The sequence below is a fragment of the Anaeroplasma sp. genome (genome assembly GCF_034179385.1).
GTDB lineage: Bacteria > Bacillota_I > Bacilli_A > Acholeplasmatales > Anaeroplasmataceae > Anaeroplasma.
On the sequence record NZ_JAXFPY010000028.1, the window covers coordinates 1 to 25,214 of the forward strand.

Genomic DNA, 25,214 nt, shown 5'->3' on the forward strand with positions numbered 1-25,214 from the left:
TTTAAAGCATTTATCTCTAAAAGGACAGTTAGAACAATCTTCGCATTCATAAATTTCTTCCTCGCGACCATATTTGTTTCCTCTAACAGGCTTTTTACATTTAAATATAAATTTTTTATTATTAGGACATATTAAATTTCCATTACTATCATGTTTAAAATTAATTGGTCTAAAAGGATCATTATGATATTTTTCGTTAGTGGTTTCTTTTTTGTATGAACCAAATTTCATAAATAATTCCATATTATGTTCTTTACAAAAAATATAATTATTAAATGAACCATATCCAGCATCAGCAACAGGATATTTAGGGAAACATTTGTATTGTTTATAATATTTCATCATTAAAGGAATAAAACAATCCATATCTGAGGCAAACTGATTAATATCAGCTACTGCTATATATTCATCACATATTCCAAATTGAAGATTATATGCAGGTAGTAATTGATCATTTCCCATATAATCCCTTTTAATTCTCATAAAAGTAGCATCTTTATCCGTTTTAGAATAACTGTTTCTTTTATCACCACATGTTTCTATTTTAATAGCATATTCCTTTAATTTATCTAAATATTCAATTAATAATTGATAATATCTTTGATAATTCGTCTTTTTATGTCCTTTTCCTGATTTAAAAGTAGATTCATCAATTTTAAATCTCTTCTTAAAATTAATAACGATTGATTCTAAATAATCGACAGAATATTCCTCTCTAAAATCATATCTATAACATTCATAGCATAATAATTCATCATTAATCTTTTCTAATAGTGTAGTTATTTTAGTATATAATTTTAATCTTGATGTTAAACAAGCATTTTTCCATACCCAAGAATATTTGTTGGCATTAGCTTCCATTTTAGTTCCATCAATATAAATATGTTCTAAATCCACTTTTTCTTTTTCAAATATATAACTATTAATTTCATAAAAGATATCTTCAATCTTTTCTTTTAAATAATTATTCTGAAAATTACAAATAGTCATATGACATGGAAATGAATCTTCATTTCTCAATAACCATCTAAATCTAATATCATTGACACATAATCTTTCAAGCTTACGTGTTGATATATTTCCGTTTATCATATATCCAAATAAGACTACCTTTAACATAGTGACTAAATTAAATCCGATACGACCTCTAGAGTCTTTAGTATCAGATTTTAAGTATTTTTCTAAATTACAACCTTTCATTACTTCGTCAAATGTATAAATTGGATCATCAAAACTTATAGAAGTTTCTAAATCTAGTGGTAATCTTAATTGAATTGGGGTATAATACTCATTGCAAGATGAGGTATTATTTAAGTAATTATTCACTAAGTTTTCCATACTTAAATTATACCAAAAAAATAGGTTCATTCCCAGATTTAACTCTAGATTTGAACCTATTTTTTTTATTTTTTCAGACTGTTATTTTTTTACAGCCCCGATTCTAAGATTGAGATTAAAGTACCAAAGAATGATGTAATTCCAGAAGAGGAATTTCATAATCTAACTAAGGATTGGTTAGCTCTTATTCATGAGAAATTTGAAAATCCTGAGGATGCAAATAACCAGCTAAACGAAGTTGAAATTGTTGCAAGTAAGCCATCTAAGGAGGATTATTCTGATGTAATTGATGTCATTAGTCCAGATACAAATGTAACCTATTCCTCCATTATCTATAATGCTGAAGGCTATTTTGGACAATATGATGGAAAGAATCATAAGATTAACGTCACTGTAGAAAATCCAAATGCGAAAATAACCTATAAGGGTGAAAATGATAATGAGTACAAGGATGTTAATGATTATGAATTTATGGCTCCAGGATCTTACAGGGTATATTATAGAATCGAATGTGAGGGCTTTGAGGTAAAGGAAGACTTTAAGGTTATCCATATTTCAAAGGCTAAGCTTAATATTGAATATACAAAGGATTTTGTATACCCTAATCTATTAATTGAGGGAATGAGTGTAGAAGATGCAATGGATAAAATCAATCTACATGACTATGTTGCTATAAATGGTATAGATGTAGATCAAACAATCTTGAAAAAATCTACATTTACCTATGAGGGTATCCTAAGTGAAGAACAAGATACCTATAAGGCATATATAGAGTTAAAAGACGAGATAAAGAATTATTATGATGAGGCTCATATTGATTTAAATCTGAAGGCAGAAAAGCTTGTACTAGATAGTACTCTCCATATAGAACATAATAATGGAACACCTACACTTGTAATTGGTAATGCAAGATTAAATAAATATAATGGTATTTTAGTTTCTGATTTAATGGATGAAGCCAAATTTACTCTGGGAGGCCAGAATATAGAATATAATACAGTAACTTATTCCTATAACTATAGAACTGATGGCTTCTATGAGCTTGAGAATGGAATGAATACCATCAATCTTGAAATGAATATAAATGACCATATTGTAAATACAACTGTATTCTTTTATTTCTTTGACCAAAGATATCAAAGTGAATTAAATATAAAGCTAGATACAGCTATCGTAAAAGAATTATCCAATGATATGTATTGGTTTAAGACAGATAACTTACCATCTACAGAAAATGATATTACGATTAGTGGATCATTCCTACTTGAAAAATTAGGCCTAATGGATTGTTATATCAATTTACCAACCGATTATTTAGATGATACTGCAGAAAATTACACTAAAAATAATAACTTTACTTTCCCTAAGGATCAATTCTCAAACATTAATTTTACCCTAATGCCTACAGGACAAACAAAGGGAGCAAACTTATCTATAAATGTTTATTTCTCACAAAATGAACCAAGTGTATATCCAAGCTATACGATTTCTAATTTAAGCTTTAGACCGAATCAAGAAATAAACTTCGTAGTATCTATAGAACCTGTTACCTATTCCTTAGATGGAATCAACTATAGCCCATCCCTATCGATTCCAAATACAGGCAAATACGATGTTTATTATAGGGTTGGTAATTCCTTAATTGTAGAGGGTAAGGAATATGTCACCATCCAAAATAGTACCATAACGAATGATAATTTAGATTTAATCTCGAATGAAATCTATGTATTGACCGATGAGGTTCATAAATATAGTATGATGGTATCCAATGGTGAAACTGAAATCTTAGCTAAGGTAGAATCTTTCGATGGATCGATTATGTCTCCATTTAAAGATATTTATGAAATCTATACAAATATTTTAAAGAATAGTACATATTACGATAGTACTACAGGAGAAGAAATCGAATGCGTAGTTTCCGTATCCGAATTTGATTCAAAAAATCCAGATTTTAGCTACTCCATTGCTAAAGAAGGCTATGATACCATATCCAATACCATTCATTTTATTGAAGCCCCAATTACAGGTCTTGTCGAGAGTGGTCAATCTGCTGGTGGATCTATCATTTCAAATCCACAGGATTTTATGGTAAGCTTAAGCGATATCGATGAGGTATATGCAACAACACCATCTATCTCAAGAGAAAATGAATTCACTTCCTATTCCATCATCTATTCTATTGATGAAGGAAAGACTTGGACGAAAGAAGAACCAATTTTCACAAGTGTTGGAGAATATAAGGTTTATTCTATCTATACCTATACCGTAAGTGGAAGTGGAAATGAACATGTATTACTTTCCATTCAAAATATAAAGGTTGTTGAATAAGGAGGATATGAAAATGAAAAAGAATAAATTATTATTTGGCATAGGCATTCTTTGTGCAATCGCACTATCCTCCTGCGGGGAACCATTCAACAAAGATAGAGGTCAGGAGGAAACATTCCCTTCCGTTTCTATTCCAGATGTCTTAAAGCCAACAGAGGGAAGTCAAGATAAAGATAGCATCCCCTATACGGTTCATCATGCGCTAGAGACGGAAAATGGAGAATACCAAACGGTAGCAGTTGAAACCTTAAGTGCAAAAAAAGGCGAAAAGACAAATGCTACACCGAAGAACTATAATGGTTATAAGGCAGAAGAATTTAGTCAGCTTGATGTTTCACCCGATGGATCAACCGTAATTACAATTCAATATAAAATCCAAAAATATTCGATTACTCTTACGGGTAATACATTTGAAGGAAGCTTAGCTGGTAGTGGAGAATACACTATCTTAGATGATGATGCAATCCTTACTGCAAAGCCATATATCGGATATGAATTCTTAGGTTGGTATGATGGGGATACCTTACTTTCAAATAAGCAAACCCTAAGCATAGCATTAACGAGTGATATGAATATTAAGGGCTTATTTAAGATTAAGGATGAATTTAAGAGTTATGAATTAGAAACGAATGAATCGAGCTGTACAATTTTAAAGCAAATAGATGATAAAGAAAGCGTCGTTACGATTCCTGAGGGTGTAACAAGCATTGCCTATAACGCCTTCAATAGCTATTGCTTAAAAATGTTAACGCTTCCAAAATCATTAAAAAGTATTGAAACCAAAGCCTTCTTTACCCCATCATTAGCGAAAATTACTTTGAATTCTGATTGTATTCTTTATGATGGCGCATTCGATAATGTATATCCCATAGAAATCTATGACCTATCAGAAAATGGACATGATGCATCTTTTATGAATCATGCGGATATCCATAGATCTCTTGATGAAGAAAGCCGATTTGAAATCGATAGCGATGGCTTTATTTGGGGTTTAATCGAAGATTATAATCATGAGAATACCTTAAGACTATTTGGTAGAGTAGAAGAGAATAGTTTTGAAATTGTATTTCCTAAATCACATACCATGAAGGGAATAACCTATAATGAATATACCATTTATTCCTATGCCTTCTATAAGGATAAGGTTAAGGTTATAACACTAAATGATTCTATAAAAAGCATAGAGGATAATGCCTTTGGCGAATGCATCAATTTAGTTGAATTATTTAATTTTTCTAATATTAATATAACTATAGATCCACCCTCCTTTGATAATGGATCTATCAATAGAAATTTAAAAATAATCCATCTTAATGAAAATGAAGAAGGATTAATCAAAAGCTATGGTGATTTCGATTATTATTTAAAGGATATCGATGGCATAACACATGCCATTATAGTAAATTGTACCAATATAGAAGAGAATTTTACCATAAATGCGATTGGAAATTATCCTACCCTAATTGGTGAAAATGCATTTAAGGGCAATACGAAGATTAAAAATCTAACCCTAGGAGATAACGTTATAGGAATTGAAAAGAACGCCTTCTATAATTGTGCAAGCCTAGAAACCCTAGATGCAAAGGATGTAAAATATATTGATGATTATGGCTTTTATTATGCAGGATTGAAAAAGGTAGATTTACCAAAATGTGAAAATATTGGTCCTAGCGCCTTCCATTGTTGTAATGTATTAAATCATCTTAACGTACCAAAAGTAAAAGAAATCGGTAGCGATGCATTCTATAATGCATCTGCATTATACCAATTTACATTACCTTCTACTTTAGAAGAAATTAAAGAAAATGCCTTTGGTAATTGTACAAATTTAATTGAATTAATTAATTTATCCAACCTAGATTTATCAGATACATCCTCAAATGGATATATTTCAGCAAATGCATTGAATATTGTTACAGATAGTAAAGATTCTAAAATTAGCAATACAAATGGCTTTATTGCCTATAAGGATAAAGAAAATATTATCCTATTATCCTTTGATGGTGAAAGTAAGGATTTAGTTATCCCATCCGATGTTACTCAAATCTATCCATATGCATTATCCAATTTAACATTGGATTCCTTAAAAATAGGTGCAAATGTAGAAGAACTCCATAGGAATTCTCTATATTCTACTAAGATACAAGAGCTATCCATCGATTTATCGAATGATAAAGCAAATACCATTGAAAGAATGAAATATCTATTTAAGGAAGATGCTTATGATGATTATGAAATAGATACTGTAATTGTAGATGGATCGATTACAAATATTCCAAGCAATTTCTTCTATGGGCTTGATGTAAAAACCTTCGTTTTACCATCTACTATTGAATCTATATCCTATGATTCCTTCTCATACCATGCGATAGAAAAGGTATATTTTAATGGAGATTATGACCGATGGAATAATATTTCTTACCCAACCAACAACGGATTCTTCCAAAATGAAAATGCTCCAATGATTTATTTTAAGGATGAAAATGGCGCAATTACCTTCAAGGAGAATACCTATATTCCTTTTGAAGTATTATATATTCCAGAGGGTGTAAATTATATTGATAATCATAAATATCAATATTACACAATAAAGGAAGTTGTAATCCCAGAAGGAGTAACAGAAATTGGGGATGGAGCCTTCCAATACTGCAAGAATCTAGAAAAGATTACTCTACCTAGCACACTAGAATCTATTGATTATGGTGCCTTTCTGAATTGTTCTAAACTTACTAATGTAATATTACCAGATGGACTTTCAAGGCTTGGATATTCTTCATTTGCTAATACAGCAATTACATCCATTACAATCCCAAGTACAGTAAATTATATCGAGGGTAGTGTATTTGAAAATTGCAAAAAGCTTTTAGCTGTAACCTATAATACAAACGAAAATATTGGATATTCTATGTTTAAAGGATGTAGTGTACTTCAAAGCGTTAAGATAACAGGAAAACCAGAAGAGATTTCACCTGAAGCATTCATGGATTGTAAATCTCTAAAGAAAATCATTTTACCAAATACAATTAACTATATTGGAAATGATGCATTCAATAATTCTGGTATCAAGGCTATCGATTTAAGCGAGCTTTCCATTTCATCTATTAACTCGAGTACCTTCCAAAATTGTAAATATTTAACAAATATTACTTTACCAACCACCATTACATATATTGGTAGTAGTGCATTTGCATATTCAGGGTTAAAGGAGTTTACCATAAGTGGTACTATTGATTTTCTACCGAATAATCTATTTGAAGGATGTATGAGTTTAGAGACAATTACACTAGAAAATGGAGTTACAACCATTTCCGATAATGCCTTCTTAAACTGTAGAAGCCTAAGAACTCTAAAATTACCTGAATCTCTCATTGAAATTGGTTCACAATCCTTCATGGGCTGTACCTCCTTAAATGATATTACATTACCTGAGGGATTAACAATAATAAATAATAATGCCTTTGATGGATGTCAATCCTTAAAGAATATTACCCTTCCAAGTACATTGACATCGATTGGCGCTCATGTATTTAAGGATTGTCCAAGAATAGAATATAATACCTACAATTATGGAAATTATTTAGGAGATGATACAAATCCTTATAGATATTTCATTGAAGATACAAAGGAAGAAGATGAGATTACACTTCACCCAGATTGTAAAATTATTGCAGGAAGCCCATTCGATAGGTCTAATGTATCTAAAGTTACGATTCCAAATGGAGTTTTAACACTGCCACAAGGATTATTCATTGGTGCAAATAATTTGATAGATATCTCTATTCCATTTGTAGGAGATGGAATATCAAATAACACATTCTCATACTTTTATGATGGGACATTATCAAATATACCTACATGCTTAACAAAGGTTACTATAACAAGTGGTGATACTATAGAACAAGGTGCGTTTAATGGATGCACTACAATTAAAACGATTTGTTTACCAGAAAGTATTACTACAATTGGTAATTATGCATTCCAAAATTCAGGAATTGAATCTATAAATATTGGTACAAATATACTATCGATAGGTTCAAATGCATTCTCTGGCTGTACAAATCTTATCTCTATAGATTTATCGAATATGGATATGAATACTTTAGGTTCATCCTTAGGTGATAATATCTTTAATGGTGCAACAAATCTAAAAGAAGTATTGCTTCCTAAAAACATGAAGTCTATTCCACAATCTATGTTTTCTGGATGTGTAAAATTAGAAGAGATTACAATTCCAGATACCGTAACTACATTAGGGAATTCTTCATTTAATGGATGCTTAAGTCTTTTACGTGTTACAATTTTAGGTAATCTAGCAAGCATTGGGGATAACGCCTTCTATGAATGTACACGATTAGAAGAAATTACCCTACCGAATAGCTTATCCTCCATTGGAGCTTACGCATTCTATAACACAGGTCTTAAGGATATTGTAATTCCAGAAGGAATGACAACCATTGGTTATTGTGCATTTATGGAATGCAAAGGATTATATAATGTATGTAATCTATCTAGCCTAAAAATTGAGGCTGGAAAAACTACCTATGGTTATGTTGGTTATTATGCAAAGTCCATTCATGATAATATTAACGATAAGGCTTATTTAGTAGAAAATGGTGATTTTGAATTCCTTATTGATAAGGGAATCGTTTATTTAATGAACTATTTAGGAGATAAAAATACAAAAAAGGATTTAACTCTTCCAGATACCATAACCTATCTAAATAATACCTATAATGAATATATTATTGATAAGGATTGCTTTAGAAGTGCAGACTATATCCATACAATAACTATTCCATCAAGTGTAATTAAAATTGGGGATAACGCCTTCTATGACTCAAGTATAACGGGTATAGAATTCTTAGGAAATAGTATCGAATACGTTGGTGAAAATGCATTCCAATATTGTTCATTATTAGAAGGGGATATCACTTTACCTGCAGGTACATATGGAGCAAGTGCATTCTTTTCATGCTCAAGGATTACTAGTGTTACTTTCAAAGAGGGTGAAACTATCCTTGGAAGTAATATATTCACTGCCTGCTCCTCATTGACCAATATAAAGCTTGCTGAAGGATTACTATCGATTGGTGATAAAGCATTTGCAGATTTAAACATTGAAGAAATAACATTCCCTAAGTCCTTAAAGACTATAGGAAATAGTATTTTCTATGCCTATAATAATACTATATTGCATACGATTATCTTAGAAGAAAATTCAAATCTTGAATTTATTGGTAATCAAGCATTCAAAAATACAGTTTTCGTTGGTAATTTACCAAATACACTAAAGACTATTGATGAAAAGGCATTCGATTCCTATAAGGGTACAGAAATTATCATTCCTTCAAGTGTAGAGGCTATTGGTAATTATGCATTCCAAAATTCAAGCTTAGAAAAAGTTACGATTCATTCAGATATTTTAGGCTATGGTATGTTCTATGGTTGTCAAAGCCTAAAGATCGTATCTATGGATGGAAATATAGAAAGCATTCCAGAGAAATGCTTTGGAAACTGTAGTAGTTTATCTAGCATAACCATTCCATCTAAAGTTACATCTATCGATCAAGAAGCATTTAATCGATCCGGTATTGAATCTGTTACAATACCATCTACAGTTAAAACTATAGGCGCCAATGTCTTTGGTACATGTAAATCTTTAACCTCTATAGAAATTTTAGCAAATATAGAAGCATTACCAGATTATATGTTCAAAAATTGTGATTGCCTTACAAACGTATCTTTACCAAATACATTAAAATCTATTGGTAATTATGCATTCGATTCGTGTATTTCATTAGAGGCAATAACCATTCCAAGTACAGTAAATACCTTTGGAGTAAAGACCTTTAATGGCTGTAGTAAGCTTAATAATGTAATATTACCTCTAGGTACAGAAAAAATATCCGATTATATGTTTAGGAATTGTCTATCCCTAAAGAACATTACCGTTTCCAATACAGTAACAGAAATCGGTGAGTATGCTTTCCAAAATTGTGGCTTTACATCACTTCAAGTTTGGGATAGTATCACAAAGATTGGTCAACATGCCTTCCGTGATTGCAAGTCCATTTCATCCATAAAGGTACCATCTACAGTTAAAACAATTAATACATATGCCTTCTATGGAAATATAAGCTTACAGCATGTAGAATTTTTGGCAAATACAACCACAGTTACCGATCGTTTATTCTATGAATGTAAAAAATTAACAACTATTGTATTGGGTGATGGTATTACAGAAATAGGAACCTATGCATTTAATGGTACAAATCTTTCTAAGGTATATCACAAATCTACATCTTTGGTTAACTTTGACACACGTTCCGGTAATACACAATTTAGTAATGCAACAAAATATTGGTATAGTGAAACAGAGCCTGTAGAAAGTGGTAAGTATTGGCATTATGATGCAAATGGTGAAGTTTTAGAGTGGTAATAAAAGGGGTGCATACCCCTTTTCCTAAAACTTCTAAAGGTGAATTTATGAAAAAAATATTTCAATTTAGTTTAAAAAGATTAATTATATCCATAATACTATCTAGTATTTATCTATTCTTTTCACTAATATCTCTTTCATGGAATCCATTCGTATCTTTAGATAATAAAATTATGGATGGTATCTACCAGAGTGAAGGTACAGCCGCTCCAGAAATTTATATTATTGGTATAGATGAGGATACCATTTCTACTTACGGCAACTACAATCCTTTCGTTTATCGCCAATATTTTGCCGATATTTTAAATGATTGGGCCGATAGGGGAGAGTTGCCTACTGTCGTTGGCTTTGATGTCATATTTAACGAATCCTATGGATGCCAGGATGTCGATTTAAAGTTTGCAAGTGCTATCTCGCGCCATAATGTCATCTTAGGTGTCAATGGTGCAAATAGGAAGGATGCTCCCTATGGTCTTTCAAAAACCATTTATGAATCATCCAAACAAATTGGCTTTACAGATGCCCTAACGGATAATGATGAGGCAATAAGAAGAGTCTATTTAAGAGGAGACAATTATGATTCATTATCCTATAGTATTTATAAAAGCTATTGTGATAAAAGGGGATTAGATCCTATACATGTAGATATAAAGAAGGATTATTATTTTAAATATTATGCATCTCCTAAGCTAAATCATGTAAATGATATTATCCATTTGACATCAAATTTTAATTATTCATCCTTAAAGGATGCAAAGGAAAATCCATTAACATTCAGAAAAAATTCGATTGTAATTTTTGGTTCCTATGCAGCAGCCTTAGATACAGGCTTATCGAATGATATATATAATTCTCCTATTGGTGAAATGTTTGGTGTTGAAACACAGTGTAATATAATTCAGGCTCTTATGGAAGGGGAATTATATGTTAAAACGAAGGATTCAGTATCCATAATATTAAATACTGCGATTATCTTTGTTATTACCTTCCTAATTGCAACCCTAACCTTCTATTTAGGCTTTTTAGCCTTTGGCTTAGGTATAGGTCTTGAATTCCTTCTGATGGCTATATTTTATGCATCTGGCCAATATTATTTTATATCTCTACCAATGATCGCTTTAATTTTATTCTTTGTCTTCTTTATCATAATGCATTACTATAGTGAATATAAGCATAAAAAAGAGGTCATTCATACATTTAAAAGATATATCTCTCCAGATGTTGCAGAGGCATTAGTCGAGCATGATAAAAACGCTATGGCCTTAGGTGGAGTAAAAAGAAATGTGGCCTTACTTTTTGTAGATATAAGAGGATTTACAAAAATGAGTGAGGAGCTAGAACCAGAAAAGGTCGTAGATATCCTAAATGGCTATTTAGAGATGTCGACAAACCAAGTATTCCGCTTTGGCGGAATGGTAGATAAATTCATTGGGGATTGTGTAATGGCTATCTTCAATGCTCCAATCGATTTAGATGATTATGTTTATAAGGCTGTTTGTGCAGCTTATGGTATCGTTCAGGTTGGTAAAAAAATCTGTGATTCCGTATGGGAAAAATACAATAAGAAGCTCGAATTTGGTGTTGGAGTGCATTTTGGTGATGCAGTCATTGGAAATATCGGTTCTAAGACAAGAATGGATTTTACGGCCATTGGAGATACTGTAAATACCGCATCAAGAATTGAAGCCTCGGCTATTGGTAACCAGGTTTTAATTTCTAGTGATGTATACGAGGTATTAAAAGATAGAATTACAGTAGCTGATGCTGGAGATAGACAATTCAAAAATAAAAAGGAGGCCATTAAATGCTATCAAGTATTAAAGATTGATGGCTATATCGATGAATAGATAAGGAGTCTTTGACTCCTTTTCCTTTCATCTTGAATTTAGGATTAAATTTCATTATAATATAGTATATATGAGTATCTATGTGAGGTGTTCAGAATGAAAAGATTTCAACAAGCATCTGAAACTGAAGATTTATTAGACGAACTCTTAGAAGGCATTGACTTAAACCAACAGGCTGAAGAGGAAGAGGAAAAGGAACTTTCCCAAATGGAAGAGGCTCCTATTTCTAAATCCGATGAGGAAAAGGGGAAATATAGTGGAGATGCACTAGAAACTATCCTTGAAAGAGTTGAAGCTGGATTAATTGGCTCCCTACCTATTGGTATGGATCCTACGAATCGTCCTATTTTAAAAAGAGGAGACATCGCCCAATTAAGAAAACCAAACAGGCTATTAAGGAAGGATTTTGTTCTCTATAAGATTGGTGATGATTATTTCCTAAGAAGAATCATTAAATTTAAAGGTGATGATATTTATGTTGCAGGAGATAGAGAACGTGAATATCATATCATTCATAAAGAAAATATTGTTGCGAAGGTTGTAGGAAGAGAAAGAGGCAAGCATTATCTTTCCTTTGGCTTCTTCCCTAAGTGTAGATTTTATACCTGGAGAAAGGTTAATTTAGCTTATTTAAGATTAGGTAATAGAGTCAAGACCTATGAGTCTGATCAAAATGCTGAATCTTTAGAAGCAGCAATGCAAAAGCTTGAAGCTCAAAACCAGCAGCAACAAACCATTCAGGCAAATACACCTGTAATTTCAGCAGATATCGACCTTGATTCCGATTTAGCTGCATTCATCGATCCAGATGAGCTTGTTCTTGAATTAAGAGAAGAACAAAAGAAGGCCGAAGAGGAAGAGATTATCTATGTCGATGAATATGGTAACGAAATTAAGGATTATGATCCAAATGCAGAAGCGAATAAGGGTCAATTTGTCCAAGGTGGAGCAGAAGTGGAGGATGAGGATTTAGATTTTCCAACCTTGAATCCAATTCATGCGGATATGAGTGGGGCAAGCGATGCATTCGATGATGGCACATTAACTGGTGATGAGGATGTACCACAAGATGATGTTATGGAAGATTTAAATAAAGATGAAGAATAATTCAAATGGTTGTAAATATAGATGAATTCTATAGCAGCAACCATTTTTTTATTAAAAATTTCAAAAAATGCTTATAGCTTGTAATAAAATAAATTTTTTTATTATATAATTAAATAAAGATAAATACGATTAAAGGAGAAAAAATGTGATTATAAATCTAATTATGTCATCTATTTTAGCATTATCAATGAATTCCATTTATTATGTTTATACTCCCCATGGATCGGGTGTACTAGTCCAAGTACACGATGAATTATCATCATTCGAAATTGCAAGCTATAACTCATATACAGATAGTAACTTTCCACTTGCCACTCGAATTGCATCATCAACCAATCATTATAACTGTCACTCTTATGCGTGGTATTCTCAAAATATAAATACAAATATATATTGGATGGAAAACCCTAGTTTATATTATGCAGATTCAAGTTATCATGAGATTTCATACAATCAAGTTCAACCAAGAGATAGAATTTGCTATTTCGATGAAAATAATTATAACATACATTCAGGAATGGTATTATGGTTGACTGGAGAGGTACAAAATTCCGTTTGTGGATATTCAAATACAGTAATGGTTCAATCGAAATGGGGAAATAAAGGATTATACCAGCATAAAGGGGATTATTGCCCTTATGTTTCAACATATAATGGTGAGGCATCCTATGTAAAATTTTACCGTCTTAATGAAACACATACTCATTCATTCTCTTATACATGCATGAATGATATATATCATTATGAGATATGTTCATGTGGAACATTATTATTTCAACATAATTTTGAATTAAACATTGTTCATCCAAATATAAATAATCCATTCTATATACCAGAATATGTATGTAAGGATTGTGGCTTTATAGCATTAAACCCATCAGTTTAAGAATCGAGGTAAACCAATATGAAAAAAAGATTAAGTATATTATTAGGCTTTGGACTATTTTTCCTTGCATCCTGCGGTAATGAGGTAAAAACAAATACAACAGAATCAAAGGGGCCAAGCATTGAAACGACTTCAATACAATCAACAACAGAAATCGATGAATTTATCACATTAGACGAAATAAGAGAAAAATATTTTCAGAATAATAAAATAGAATTCATTGAATATTGGAGCCAAGGAGGATATTCAAGCTCATGTGATGTCTTCGAAGAGTCTTCAAATGATAAAGTAACCAATTTATTTAAAGATTATAAAATGAAAAAAACGACTTATGCAGACATTTTAATGGGATATCAATTCTATGTAACACCAAAATTTGAAAATTATAAATGGACGGATGATGGCAAAGTATGGGAACCATTAGTTCTTGGTATGGCTTGCGGGAAAGAAGAATGCATTGCATTCTTTATTATACGAATCCAAAACGAGGAATCTTATGATAGTTTATGCTACAGCATAAATATAGAAAGTGAAGTATATGATAGTACAGTTGAATACCTTAAAAACCTACCTAAAGAGCCAAAAGAAAAATATTACGAGCACTATCAATAAAATGGTGATTCATTTCACCATTTTTTCTTTTTATTCAAAGATATTACGCATTCCTAACAAATTACACTGTTATAATTATTTCGCGTGTTTTCCAAAAAAAACATTTCGGAAAGATATCTAGTTTTATTTACTAAATAAAATAATAAAAAATAATAAATTATATAATCACTTATAATCTTATATCTAGTTTTAATAAAAAAAGCAATTTTGAAATGTTTTTATCAAATAAGAATTCCCTTTTTTTAAAAACTATGCTATAATCGTAATCCAACATAGCGTTTTCATAGGGAAAAGCCTAGTATAAAAATGAATTTCAAAAGCCATCTAGTTTTTAAAATCATTTGATTTGTTTTTAATTTTAAAATCATTTTGTTTTAAAAATTAGATTTGTTTTAAAAATTATTTCAAGCGTTATGAAATTAAGAGTATTTAAATGACACTTATATATCTTTGATATATAAAAACGGCCTTAAATCATAAAAGAAATGAGGACAAGAATATGAAAGTAAAACTAAATGGAGAACTAAAAGAGGTCTCCAGCGGCACACGTATTTGTGAATTATTTGACAATAAGGACCACAAATACATGGCGGCAAAGGTTAACAACCGTTTAAGGGAGTTAAATTATATCATACCTGCAGATTGCGATATTGAATTACTAGATCTTACAAATTCAAGTGTAACTAGAATTTTTCAGGCAACGCTAAGGTACGTAACTGCAATGGCAGTAAAAAATATATATCCAAAGGCAAGAGTGCACTTTAACTACAGTGTCTCAAGATCTATTTTCGCAACCGTGTCCGGCTTAGGTCACGCCTTCTTGGAAAAGAATTTCAGGGAAATCAAACAGGAAATCGAAAGAATCATCCATGAGGATTACCCAATCACTAGACATTCTTTAACTGTAGCTGAGGCTGAGGAATATTACAAATCCATCGGTGCAATGGATAAGGTTAAAATTTTAAAGTACAGAAAAGAAAAGACTGTACATGTATATGAGTGTAATGACTATAAGAATTATATGTTTGGATATATGCTACCCTCTACAGGATATTTAACCTCCTATAGACTAAGACTTTACGCACCAGGCTTCGTCATTCAATACCCAAGAAGCGAATGCAAGGGTGAAATTCCTGAATTCCATGATGAGCAGGTATTTAGAAGTGCTCTTAAGGAAGCAAACATTTGGGCAAATACAGCAAAGAGTGAATCTATTCCACAGATGAATGAAATTATAGAATCCGGTAAAGCACTTGAATTTATTAACATTTGCGAAGCAAGACATAATAGACAGCTATCTCAGCTAGGTCATAAGATTCAAGAGAATATCGACCAAATTCGTCTTATTTGTGTTGCAGGTCCATCCTCCAGTGGTAAAACCACTTTTACGAACCGAGTAAGAATTGAACTCAAGAGTAGAGGCATCGAGCCATTAATGATTTCTATGGATAATTTCTATAACCCAGTAGAGATGGCGCCTAAGGATGAAGAGGGCAACCCAGATTTAGAGCATATTGAAGCTTTAGATTTAGAATTATTTGACGATGTAATCTTTAGATTAATCCAAGGAGAAGAGGTTGAACTTCCAACCTACGATTTCTTAACTCGTAAAAGAACCTTCAGCAAGCCAATTAAGATCGGTCATCGTCAGCCAATTCTAATTGAGGGAATTCATGGCTTAAATGATAGAATCGCTCCATCCATTCCAGATGATCAAAAATTCAAGATTTATATTGCTCCTTTAGGACAATACAAAATTGATGACCATAACCCAATTTCTATTTCCGACATTCGTCTAATCAGAAGAATGGTTCGAGACCACCAATTCCGTGGTACAGGTTGCGAAAAGACATTATCCACATGGGCTTCTGTAAGAAATGGTGAATTCCGATGGATTTATCCATACCAAAATAACGCAGACTTCGTCTTTAATTCCGAATTATCCTATGAGCTTTGCGTATTAAAATCCTACGCTGTTCCTCTTTTAGAGGAAGTAAGGTCAGATTCACCTAATTTTATTACAGCAAACAGACTTCTAAAATTCTTAAAATACTTTGAAGTCATTACAGATAAATGGATCCCATGTAACTCTCTAATAAGAGAATTCATCGGAGGATCTATCTTCTACACAGAGGATACAAAGTAAGATACATATAAAACGGGCATAAAAACCCGTTTTTTCTATTTTTAGTCCTTTTCATTACCAAGATATAGGCAAATATAAAACAAGCAAAATATTGTCGATTTCTATCGATTTAAAATTGAAAAAAATAGGCCTGTAGGGTATAATGTTAGTGTTCGAATGGAAGTGAGAAAATGAACTGTTTAAAAAACATCGAAAGAATTACCTACACAAAGGAATTGGTCTACAATTTATCTAGGCTTTACACCTATAGAGGTAAGGATTTCCATTACGAGGATGTATTTAAGACTCATATGCAAGGAATCGTCCGTCGTACCATTATCAAGGATACAATTTATGCAGCAAAGATTTTAGGATTACAAATCTCGGAATCTAGAATGAAATATATTGCAACGAAGGATGCAGAGGCAAGAAACAAAGATGAGAGGGTCATGCAAAACCTTAAGGAGGTTTTCAAAATCGTCCAAAGCAAGGGTGCTGATTTTGAACTATCAAGCAATGAAATCCTAAAGCTTGCTGAGACAACCTTCAAGAATGTAACTAGGGTAGGTTATAAAATCGATTTAGTCGACAAAAGAGAAAACCTACTCGTCGTTCAAGAGAAAAAATCTAGAAGAGATGTTATGGACGAAGAGCTAAAGCTTGCTTTAAAGGCTGAATCCGATTTACATGTTGAAGCAACCCAGATTGCAACAGATTTATATGTCGATATGTTAAATCAGAATTATTTCAACCGAGCAAACGAATATATAGCTTTGTTAACTCTATATTGTTTACTTTTTAGATCAAGATTTTATGTATTTAAGCATATAAGCTTCTTTGAAAAATATTACGAGAAGAAGCAAGCATTCGAAGCGGCAACACAGGCTGCATCCTACGGTTGGGAATCTGGATATGCCAATACAACGATGCTAAATAACCTCATAATCGGGTTGATGCTAGAAGGCTATGAGAAGATTGAGGGTGACGTTCAAAATCAAGAATTTGACCGAAATTTAAACAAAATAGATACTGTAGAAGCAACGATTATGAAAATGGATCGTATATTTACAAAAGAGCAAGTCAAGGCTTTATGCCCAACACTATCTGAGTCAACAATCAATAGAGCTCTAACAAGATTGAAGAGCGAAAACAAGATTAGGCCAAATGGCACAGGTAGATCAGCAAGCTGGATGAAGCTTGTAGAGGATGAAATTATCACAAAGGGAACAAGCCAGCAATTAACTCTATTTGATATGCAGGAAATGAAAATGGATGGACAAAATTAGTCCATCTTTTTTTGCGCCAAAGAATCTATATACAAGAAGAAAATGATTCATATAATAACATTGTTATATTTTTTTCGTTTCATATCTAGTTTTAAAAACAAGAAAAAGAGATAACTAAAATTACAAAAATAAACAAATTTAAAATATTTTTACTTTAGACATAAATAATGTCAAATATTAGAATATAATCATTTTGAACATGGAAAGTCGGATAAAACAGATGCTTCAAGCTTATTAAAGTATGGTTCACAGAAAATAAACAATTTTAATGTCAATTTTACAAGAGAGATCGAGACGAGGGTTCATACACAAAAGTAAAAATCGATTTGCGAGAGAAAAACAGTCATTTTACCAGAATCAGAAAGAGCGAAAAGCATTTCACTAATGAAAGCGGTTTATTTTGACATTATTTATGCCGAAAAATTAACTAACAAGAATAATGTCAATTATTTTATGAAAACGTTTCATTGAAGTATGCAGGTGATAATGCTATGCAGATGATTCAAGAAAAGTTATGTCTTAACGATAAAATTGGATGTCATTTAACGAAAAAGTTGAGATTTTTGGGTCAAAATGGCAAAAAAACATGTTCAAAGGGCAAAAAAATGACCCCCATGTATAGAAGAGTAGAAGAAGAAGCAGAAGTTCATATATCAAATATAAAAGGTATATAAATGGATGGTTCTTAGGTTAGATCCAAAGCTACATAATGTACCCCAAGAAAAGGCCAGACGAGGCCGAGAATTGCCCAAAACTAAGTTTTACACCTCAAGACTATTTTTACCTGTTTTTCTTAATCATAGCCAAATATGGTCAGCTGATTTAGTTTAAGAAGAAGAAAACGCCCAAAAAGTGCAAAAGAACATGTTCAACCACGTGAAATACTACTTTTCAGATGCCATTTTTGACGTTTTCTCGTTTCTCGATAAGTTATCATAATATATATTATGTTAACCAATAAAATATATTGTAGGTAAGCGATTTTTTGTAAAATGTGGTTTAGGTGTATTTTCGCTCAATTCTACTCACCTCTAAAAGCGCTCCAAAAAATATTGTTTAAGCGTTTTCAGAAATCGAGTTTTGGTTCTGTGGAGAATCATCCGAATTTTTATCTCCCTGAAGACGAGTTCAAAAAGTGCAAATGGACCAAAGTCGATCCCTAAAAAGCCATTTTGAACTCAAACATGTTCATTTTTAAAATTTGATGTAGTTTAGGGTAACTTATAGTCTAAAATCAGGCCTTCAGCTGCTTTTTCTGAATCTATTGGATTTGCACGTTGCTTCTTAAATATGTCAAATATTTTTCATAATTTATTTTCATTTTATGCATTATTTATGTCAAATTATTTACATTACTTTCGTATGTTTGTGTCCTGGTGCCTTTTTATGAAAATTTTCATAAGGCTGAAAATATCTAGTTTTAATTACTAGATACAAAGTCATTTTTACCTATTTTGAGCACTTTATTTATCTGTTATTTTTAGCTTCTTTTCGTGCGTATGTGTACATGTGCAATACGCATCGAAATCGGTGATTTCGATGGATTATGCATCTCGGTTTCAAAAACGCTTAAATCTTCATGTCTTTAATTCTTGAAGCGAATACCAAAAATTTCTTTTGTTATTTCATCCTTTAGTTCGTTCTATATTATGTCTTTTAATCAAGTATATTTTATTTTATTATCTAGTTATAAAAACCATTTACGATTTGAAATTTTTCTTCGTCCTCCTTTCATACACACGCATACGCGCATAATGCATGCATAGGAAATTCTTTAAAATTCTCTACTCTTTTCATCTTTAATTGATCTCCATTTTAGATATCAAAAGATTGTTTTAAGTTGTTTTATTCTTTCTGAATCACTTAAGATTTTTCTTCTTATTTTTGACATGAATCTCTAGATCCTCCTTAAGGCTTTTTCCCTATTGAAAGATCGGATTTTCACTTTTCCTTTTTGGAATTCTTCACGCATTCAGTTTGCCCTTTTACCGATCGACCTTGAGTTTTAGCCATTTCTTATCTTGAATTTTCTTTTGTTTTGAGCCTCTAAGGCTAAGGATATTCCTTTCCCCATTTCATACCAAAATTATCTAATTATGAAAACCATAACCTTTGTTTTCATCGTTTTTTCACTCGTTTTCACTTCTTCTTTACTGCTTCCAGGCCATTTTTACTATTTTTTCTGCCTTTATTTTGCGTTTTTCAATTTTTCCTTGATACTTTTAGGGCTATATGCCCAAAAATTGATTTAAAGACAAATTTTAAGGCATTTTTTCACTGTAAAAAGAAAAAACTCCCATTTTTTTCAAATGAGAGTAATTTTTTTACTTTAATTCAGAAAGGAAGGATTTACCAATAACCTCTGGGGCTTTAACATTAAAGTTCTCAGCAATGGTTGCTCCAATGTCTGCAAAGGATCGTCTTGTACCTAAATCTCCACCCTTTAATTTCTTGCCCCAAACTAGAATTGGAACATATTCTCTAGTGTGATCTGTACCACTCCAGGTTGGGTCATTTCCATGGTCTGCAGTTATCATGAGTAAGTCATCATCGTTTAATAAATCCATCAAAGTTTTTAAATCTCTATCAAATTCTTCGATAGCATCATGGTATCCCTTAGGGTCTCTTCTATGTCCATATAGGGCATCAAAATCAACTAAATTAGAGAATACTAAGCCTGTAAAATCCTGTTTAGCAACACTAAATGCATGCTCCATACCATTGTGGTTAGATAGATTTTTATAGGCATCTGTGATGCCACAGCCATTGAAAATATCCTTAATCTTACCGATGGATACTACAGAATATCCCTTATCCTTAAGCTCGTCTAGAGTAGTTCTTGAGGTTGGAGATAGTGCATAATCATGACGATTTGTAGTTCTTTTAAAAGTATCCTTTGTCTTTCCTAAGAATGGTCTTGCGATGATTCTTCCTACCATCCATTCCGGCTTCATGCAAATTTCTCTTGCAATTTCGCAGCAGCGATATAGCTCATCAAGTCCAAAATACTCCTCATGACAAGCAATTTGAAGTACAGAATCTGCGGATGTATAGACAATCATTGCACCCGTTTTAATATGTTCTTCACCTAATTCCTTTAAAATTTCAGTACCAGATGCTGCATAATTACCGATAACCTTATGACCCGTTTTTTCCTCAAGCTCATCAATTAATTCCTTTGGGAAGCCATTATCCGTGAAGGTCTTAAATGGATTTTCTGTTAAAATACCCATCATTTCCCAATGTCCTGTCATAGTATCCTTACCATTCGATGCCTCATCCATCTTACCATAATAACCCTTAGGGTTATCTACCTTTTTAACACCTAAAATATCTGTAATATTTCCATAGCCCATAGACTCCATTACAGGTAATTTAATGCCTCCTTCGTGCTCTGCGATATGAGCAATAGTATTTGCTCCAAAATCTCCAAATTCAGAGCTTCTTGGTGCAGTTCCACAGCCTAGGGAATCTGCAACAATAACAAAAATTCTTTTAAACATCTTTATTACTCCTCCTTATGTTTATCCATTGCAAGTGGGTGGGAATGGTCATAAATTGCTTTTAGCTTAGATTTATCGATATGTGTATAAATTTGTGTAGTCGCAATATCCTCATGACCCAGTAACTCCTGTACTACCCTTAAATCTGTTCCACCCTCAAGTAAATGTGTAGCATAGGAGTGCCTTAATGTATGCGGAGAAATTTCCTTTGTTATTCCATTATCCTCCGCAAGCTTCTTAATAAATTTAAAAACCGATTGTCTAGATAGGGGCTTTTTTTGATAATTATAGAATAATAAATTCCCATTTTTAGGGGTTAAATCTAACCATCCCTTATCTACATATCTTCTTACTGCAAGAATAGCCATTTCACCAACCGGAACCATTCTTTCCTTATTTCCCTTACCAATAACGACTAAATAGGCCTCCTTTAGATGTATATCTGTTATCTTTAAAGATAACAGTTCTGAAATTCTAAGCCCACATCCATATAAAAGCTCCATCATGGCCTTATTTCTTAAGGAAATAGGATCATCTCCATCGATAGAATTGATCATAGCTTCCACCTCATCTACAGTCAAAACTACAGGAAGCGTCTTATCCGTTTTTGGTCTATCGATCATCTCTGCAGGATTTTTAATATTATTTTCTTCTGAAAGATATTTATGGAAATCCTTAATCGCAATGATTTTTCTTGCGATGGATTGCTTCGACAAATTCTTTCTCTTTAACGAATCGATATATTTAATTATATCCTCTCTTTCAATTTGATCTACCTCATCGATATGCTCATATCGATGTAAAAACTCCGCATACTGATTTAAATCCGAAATATATGCAGAAATTGTATTTTTACTCTTACGCATACTTTGTAAATAGTAATCAAAATCTGAAATTTCATAAAATATAACTTCTTTTTCTTCTTTTTTCTTCATTTTTCCATCCTTTGAATTATTTCAAAACATATATGTTTATTAAAACTAAATAATTTATTTTATTAAACAAATATATAAACACAATGATATGAGATAATCTAATTATAATAACTAGATAAAACTTGAATTTTTTATTTTTCAAAATGCAAATGTTTTTAGTTATCGTTTTATATATTATTTTATATAACCATTTAAAATAATCTTTATCTTATTATCTAGTTTTATATACTAGATACCTTTTGAATTTTTTTTAGACAAACTCTTCATAGACGATATTGGCTATAAAAAGCTTATCCTCTGGTATAAATAGCCTATCTCCTTCAATTTTTAAAAGTCCGCTATCGATGTGCTTAGACAAATCGAAATCGATTATTGGTGAAGAATGGTACTTCGATTCGTAATACGATAGGGATATCCCCTCAAGCATTCTAAGCCCAAGCATCATGAATTCCTTTTTTTCTTCTTCTAGAGGTATTAAAATTCTTTCTTCCTCTATACATTCAAGATACTTCTTTAAGGTTTTATAATTCGTATAGCGATAAGGCTTAATAAAGCCTGATGCGCCCATACCAATACCTACATATTCCATTTCCTTCCAATAAAGCTCATTATGAATGGATTCATAGCCATCTTTTGCATAATTTGATATCTCATAATGCTTATAGCCATGATTGTATAAATCCTTATTGATATAATCATACATATCAGCAATAAGATCATCATCTAAAAGCTTTAATTCTCCTTTAGATAATAAATAGGAGAATATTGTTTTATCCTCTAAGATTAAACTATAAAAGGAACAATGAGGTACATTTTCCTTATAAACATATTCAAGATCACTCTTTAGATTATCTAAAGTTTCCATTGGATAGCCAAAAATGAAGTCCAAATTGATATTTTGAATATGTTTATCCCTTAAAATAGCAATTGCTTTGGTAACATCTTCTATTTTATGCCCCCTACCTAAAAGCTTTAAGGAGGAATCCGATGTCGATTCTACACCTAAGGATACTCTATTAATTCCATATTCATAGAATATATCTGCTTGTGCTATAGTTATAAGCTCCGGATTGGCTTCTATCGTTACCTCTTTCGCATTCATAATGTATGGATGAATATGTTTTAATAAATCAATTAATAATTCATCTGGTAATACATTAGGCGTGCCACCACCAATATAGACGGTATCTATATTTACCAAATCTTCCTTTTTGGAATCAATTTCCTTTTTTATAGCATCTATATAGATTTTATAATTCTTTTCATTCGATACTAATTTAGGGAAATCACAATAGCTACATATTTTTTTACAAAATGGTATATGTATATATAAGCCACGCATAGAGCATTCTCCTTTTTTGAGTAGGGATATATTATAATCGAATTTCAATGAAATTGAAATACCTTTTGGTTAACATAATAACATTATACCATAAAAAAATAGGAATATTTATAATAATCAATGTATGATATACAGCTTTAAAGTTAAAAGATGTATATTAGCTTTCAAGAAAAGATGTATTCGTTGTTTAAAATTAAATAGATAAGAAAAAACTCCTTTAATGTATAATTGAAATTAGCTAGAAATCATATACACGAAAGGAGTTTTTTTATGGATAAAGAATCCATATCAATATTAGGGTTGGATTATATTTCGAACATCAATGTTGAATCATCCGATGAAATATATGATCCTTCCACTACGAATCATACCATAGTTTTAAAAATAATTAAATAGTCAAATGGTTGTTTATATTTTATTAAAAGGTATAGATCAGTAAACAATGAACAATCTATGCTTATAAAATGCTAAAGTGAAATCTTTGACATCACAATTTCATTTGTTTTTGATTTAATTACAACATATTGGGTGTAATAAAGCTTATCTTTTCTTAAGCACTCCTTTACCTCTTTTATGGTATAACAACCAAAGGTAATGCATCTTGGGTACTTCCAAAAGGATTTAAGTGCATTTTCATATTCTTCTTTCGTTGATACCTCGGCTAAATCACTTCTAATAATATCCCATCCATAGCTTACCATATATTTATACATTAAACTGCCTCCTTGCTTTGGCTTTACTAGTTCTAATAGGTATTGATATAAATTATATATACCCATTGATGAATCCTCCTTAGGTAATTCTAAGACTTGAAATACATTCGCTATATCACTATAATCTAAGCCTTGCTTAGAATAATACCCATTTTCAAAAATAGATTTTAATGGAATATGATTCAAATCAATATTCAGGATAAATTCCATTTTATAGTAAAGTATAGTATTATATTCATCCTCTGTATAAGAAATAATACATCCTTCATGATTCAAATTAGAAAATAAATTCCTCATCAAATCTAGATATTCCCCTTCATATTCCTTATATAGGGTAGTTCCATTTCCATATACTATGTATAAACTATATCGATATGGAATCTTACATTCAAAGAATGCTTTTTTAATGGAATTAGTAAACTTGAATCTTACAAAGTTTAAAGGATAATAATATTTATACAATTCTCTTTTTAATTCCGTTTTATTTATTTGATAATCCATAAATTCCCCCTAATCCTTTGTATCATTTAATATTTTTAAGGCTTCATCTAAGCTTACTACCATAATCTTTTTCATGCCACTATAGCCTAATATATGAAGTCTTTCTAAATCCTTTAGGATCTCTTTTCCTTTTTTATATCCAATATTCATAAAAGCTTGAATATCATTAATAGAAAATAATCCATCCATTTCATAATATACATGCTTAATATATTCTACTAAAGACATAAATACCTCTCTTTCTTTATCTAT

General features: G+C 31.5%; 16 protein-coding genes. 10 read left to right on the forward strand and 6 right to left on the reverse strand.

The window, feature by feature from the left end; translation table 11 throughout:
• A partial coding sequence (locus SPJ17_RS02015) for a transposase (protein WP_321092230.1) occupies positions 1 to 1,338 on the reverse strand: 1,338 nt, incomplete at its 3' end.
• Between the two features lie 471 nt (positions 1,339 to 1,809).
• Between SPJ17_RS02015 and SPJ17_RS02020 the strand changes: the two genes are divergently transcribed.
• The 9 genes from SPJ17_RS02020 to SPJ17_RS02060 all read left to right on the forward strand — a co-directional run bounded on the left by SPJ17_RS02020 (position 1,810) and on the right by SPJ17_RS02060 (position 18,642).
• Positions 1,810 to 3,666 (forward strand): hypothetical protein, encoded by a 1,857-nt coding sequence (locus SPJ17_RS02020; protein WP_321092232.1) that lies wholly within the window; start codon positions 1,810 to 1,812, stop codon positions 3,664 to 3,666.
• Positions 3,667 to 3,679: 13 nt separating this feature from the next.
• The gene (locus SPJ17_RS02025; protein ID WP_321092234.1) at positions 3,680 to 10,105 is read left to right on the forward strand and encodes a leucine-rich repeat protein; all 6,426 of its coding nucleotides are present in this window, start codon (positions 3,680 to 3,682) and stop codon (positions 10,103 to 10,105) included.
• A gap of 47 nt (positions 10,106 to 10,152) precedes the next feature.
• Entirely contained in the window at positions 10,153 to 11,952 is a 1,800-nt protein-coding gene (locus tag SPJ17_RS02030; RefSeq protein WP_321092236.1) for an adenylate/guanylate cyclase domain-containing protein, read from the forward strand.
• Between the two features lie 96 nt (positions 11,953 to 12,048).
• Positions 12,049 to 13,059 carry a hypothetical protein gene (locus tag SPJ17_RS02035; protein WP_321092238.1) on the forward strand — a complete coding sequence of 337 codons (1,011 nt, stop codon included), beginning with the start codon at positions 12,049 to 12,051 and terminating at the stop codon, positions 13,057 to 13,059.
• A 145-nt stretch (positions 13,060 to 13,204) separates the two neighbouring features.
• The gene (locus tag SPJ17_RS02040) at positions 13,205 to 13,945 is read left to right on the forward strand and encodes a hypothetical protein (RefSeq protein ID WP_321092240.1); all 741 of its coding nucleotides are present in this window, start codon (positions 13,205 to 13,207) and stop codon (positions 13,943 to 13,945) included.
• An 18-nt stretch (positions 13,946 to 13,963) separates the two neighbouring features.
• Positions 13,964 to 14,557 carry a hypothetical protein gene (locus SPJ17_RS02045; protein WP_321092242.1) on the forward strand — a complete coding sequence of 198 codons (594 nt, stop codon included), beginning with the start codon at positions 13,964 to 13,966 and terminating at the stop codon, positions 14,555 to 14,557.
• Between the two features lie 499 nt (positions 14,558 to 15,056).
• On the forward strand, positions 15,057 to 16,703 hold the full coding sequence (locus tag SPJ17_RS02050; RefSeq protein WP_321092243.1) for a hypothetical protein: 1,647 nt from the start codon (positions 15,057 to 15,059) through the stop codon (positions 16,701 to 16,703).
• 170 nt (positions 16,704 to 16,873) lie between these two features.
• On the forward strand, positions 16,874 to 17,968 hold the full coding sequence (locus tag SPJ17_RS02055) for a hypothetical protein (RefSeq protein WP_321092244.1): 1,095 nt from the start codon (positions 16,874 to 16,876) through the stop codon (positions 17,966 to 17,968).
• Between the two features lie 491 nt (positions 17,969 to 18,459).
• On the forward strand, positions 18,460 to 18,642 hold the full coding sequence (locus tag SPJ17_RS02060) for a hypothetical protein (RefSeq protein WP_321092246.1): 183 nt from the start codon (positions 18,460 to 18,462) through the stop codon (positions 18,640 to 18,642).
• 1,650 nt (positions 18,643 to 20,292) lie between these two features.
• On the opposite strand, the gene SPJ17_RS02065 is transcribed toward SPJ17_RS02060, so the two are convergent.
• From SPJ17_RS02065 to hemW, 3 genes are all read right to left on the reverse strand, one after another.
• Positions 20,293 to 21,471: a phosphopentomutase gene (locus tag SPJ17_RS02065; RefSeq protein ID WP_321092247.1), complete on the reverse strand. Its 1,179-nt coding sequence runs from the start codon at positions 21,469 to 21,471 to the stop codon at positions 20,293 to 20,295.
• A 5-nt stretch (positions 21,472 to 21,476) separates the two neighbouring features.
• Positions 21,477 to 22,406: a site-specific tyrosine recombinase XerD gene (gene xerD, locus SPJ17_RS02070; protein ID WP_321092248.1), complete on the reverse strand. Its 930-nt coding sequence runs from the start codon at positions 22,404 to 22,406 to the stop codon at positions 21,477 to 21,479.
• A gap of 250 nt (positions 22,407 to 22,656) precedes the next feature.
• Positions 22,657 to 23,748 carry a radical SAM family heme chaperone HemW gene (hemW, locus tag SPJ17_RS02075; RefSeq protein WP_321092250.1) on the reverse strand — a complete coding sequence of 364 codons (1,092 nt, stop codon included), beginning with the start codon at positions 23,746 to 23,748 and terminating at the stop codon, positions 22,657 to 22,659.
• A 270-nt stretch (positions 23,749 to 24,018) separates the two neighbouring features.
• Here hemW and SPJ17_RS02080 point away from each other — a divergent pair, with 270 nt between their 5' ends.
• Entirely contained in the window at positions 24,019 to 24,144 is a 126-nt protein-coding gene (locus SPJ17_RS02080) for a hypothetical protein (RefSeq protein WP_321092253.1), read from the forward strand.
• A gap of 71 nt (positions 24,145 to 24,215) precedes the next feature.
• On the opposite strand, the gene SPJ17_RS02085 is transcribed toward SPJ17_RS02080, so the two are convergent.
• Together SPJ17_RS02085 and SPJ17_RS02090 are read right to left on the reverse strand one after the other, a co-directional pair.
• Complete coding sequence (locus SPJ17_RS02085; protein WP_321092255.1) at positions 24,216 to 24,962, reverse strand: hypothetical protein; 747 nt, start codon at positions 24,960 to 24,962, stop codon at positions 24,216 to 24,218.
• Positions 24,963 to 24,971: 9 nt separating this feature from the next.
• Positions 24,972 to 25,214 (reverse strand): hypothetical protein (locus SPJ17_RS02090; RefSeq protein WP_321092257.1); only part of this gene is annotated, 243 nt, incomplete at its 5' end.

Coding starts and splice junctions, on each gene's coding strand:
- SPJ17_RS02025 (WP_321092234.1), top strand. CDS start 3,680: ATGAAAAAGAATAAATTATTATTTGGCATAGGCATTCTTTGTGCAATC.
- SPJ17_RS02020 (WP_321092232.1), top strand. CDS start 1,810: ATGGCTCCAGGATCTTACAGGGTATATTATAGAATCGAATGTGAGGGC.
- SPJ17_RS02055 (WP_321092244.1), top strand. CDS start 16,874: ATGAACTGTTTAAAAAACATCGAAAGAATTACCTACACAAAGGAATTG.
- xerD (WP_321092248.1), bottom strand. CDS start 22,406: ATGAAGAAAAAAGAAGAAAAAGAAGTTATATTTTATGAAATTTCAGAT.
- SPJ17_RS02030 (WP_321092236.1), top strand. CDS start 10,153: ATGAAAAAAATATTTCAATTTAGTTTAAAAAGATTAATTATATCCATA.
- SPJ17_RS02085 (WP_321092255.1), bottom strand. CDS start 24,962: ATGGATTATCAAATAAATAAAACGGAATTAAAAAGAGAATTGTATAAA.
- SPJ17_RS02035 (WP_321092238.1), top strand. CDS start 12,049: ATGAAAAGATTTCAACAAGCATCTGAAACTGAAGATTTATTAGACGAA.
- SPJ17_RS02060 (WP_321092246.1), top strand. CDS start 18,460: ATGCAGATGATTCAAGAAAAGTTATGTCTTAACGATAAAATTGGATGT.
- SPJ17_RS02050 (WP_321092243.1), top strand. CDS start 15,057: ATGAAAGTAAAACTAAATGGAGAACTAAAAGAGGTCTCCAGCGGCACA.
- hemW (WP_321092250.1), bottom strand. CDS start 23,748: ATGCGTGGCTTATATATACATATACCATTTTGTAAAAAAATATGTAGC.
- SPJ17_RS02065 (WP_321092247.1), bottom strand. CDS start 21,471: ATGTTTAAAAGAATTTTTGTTATTGTTGCAGATTCCCTAGGCTGTGGA.
- SPJ17_RS02045 (WP_321092242.1), top strand. CDS start 13,964: ATGAAAAAAAGATTAAGTATATTATTAGGCTTTGGACTATTTTTCCTT.
- SPJ17_RS02080 (WP_321092253.1), top strand. CDS start 24,019: ATGGATAAAGAATCCATATCAATATTAGGGTTGGATTATATTTCGAAC.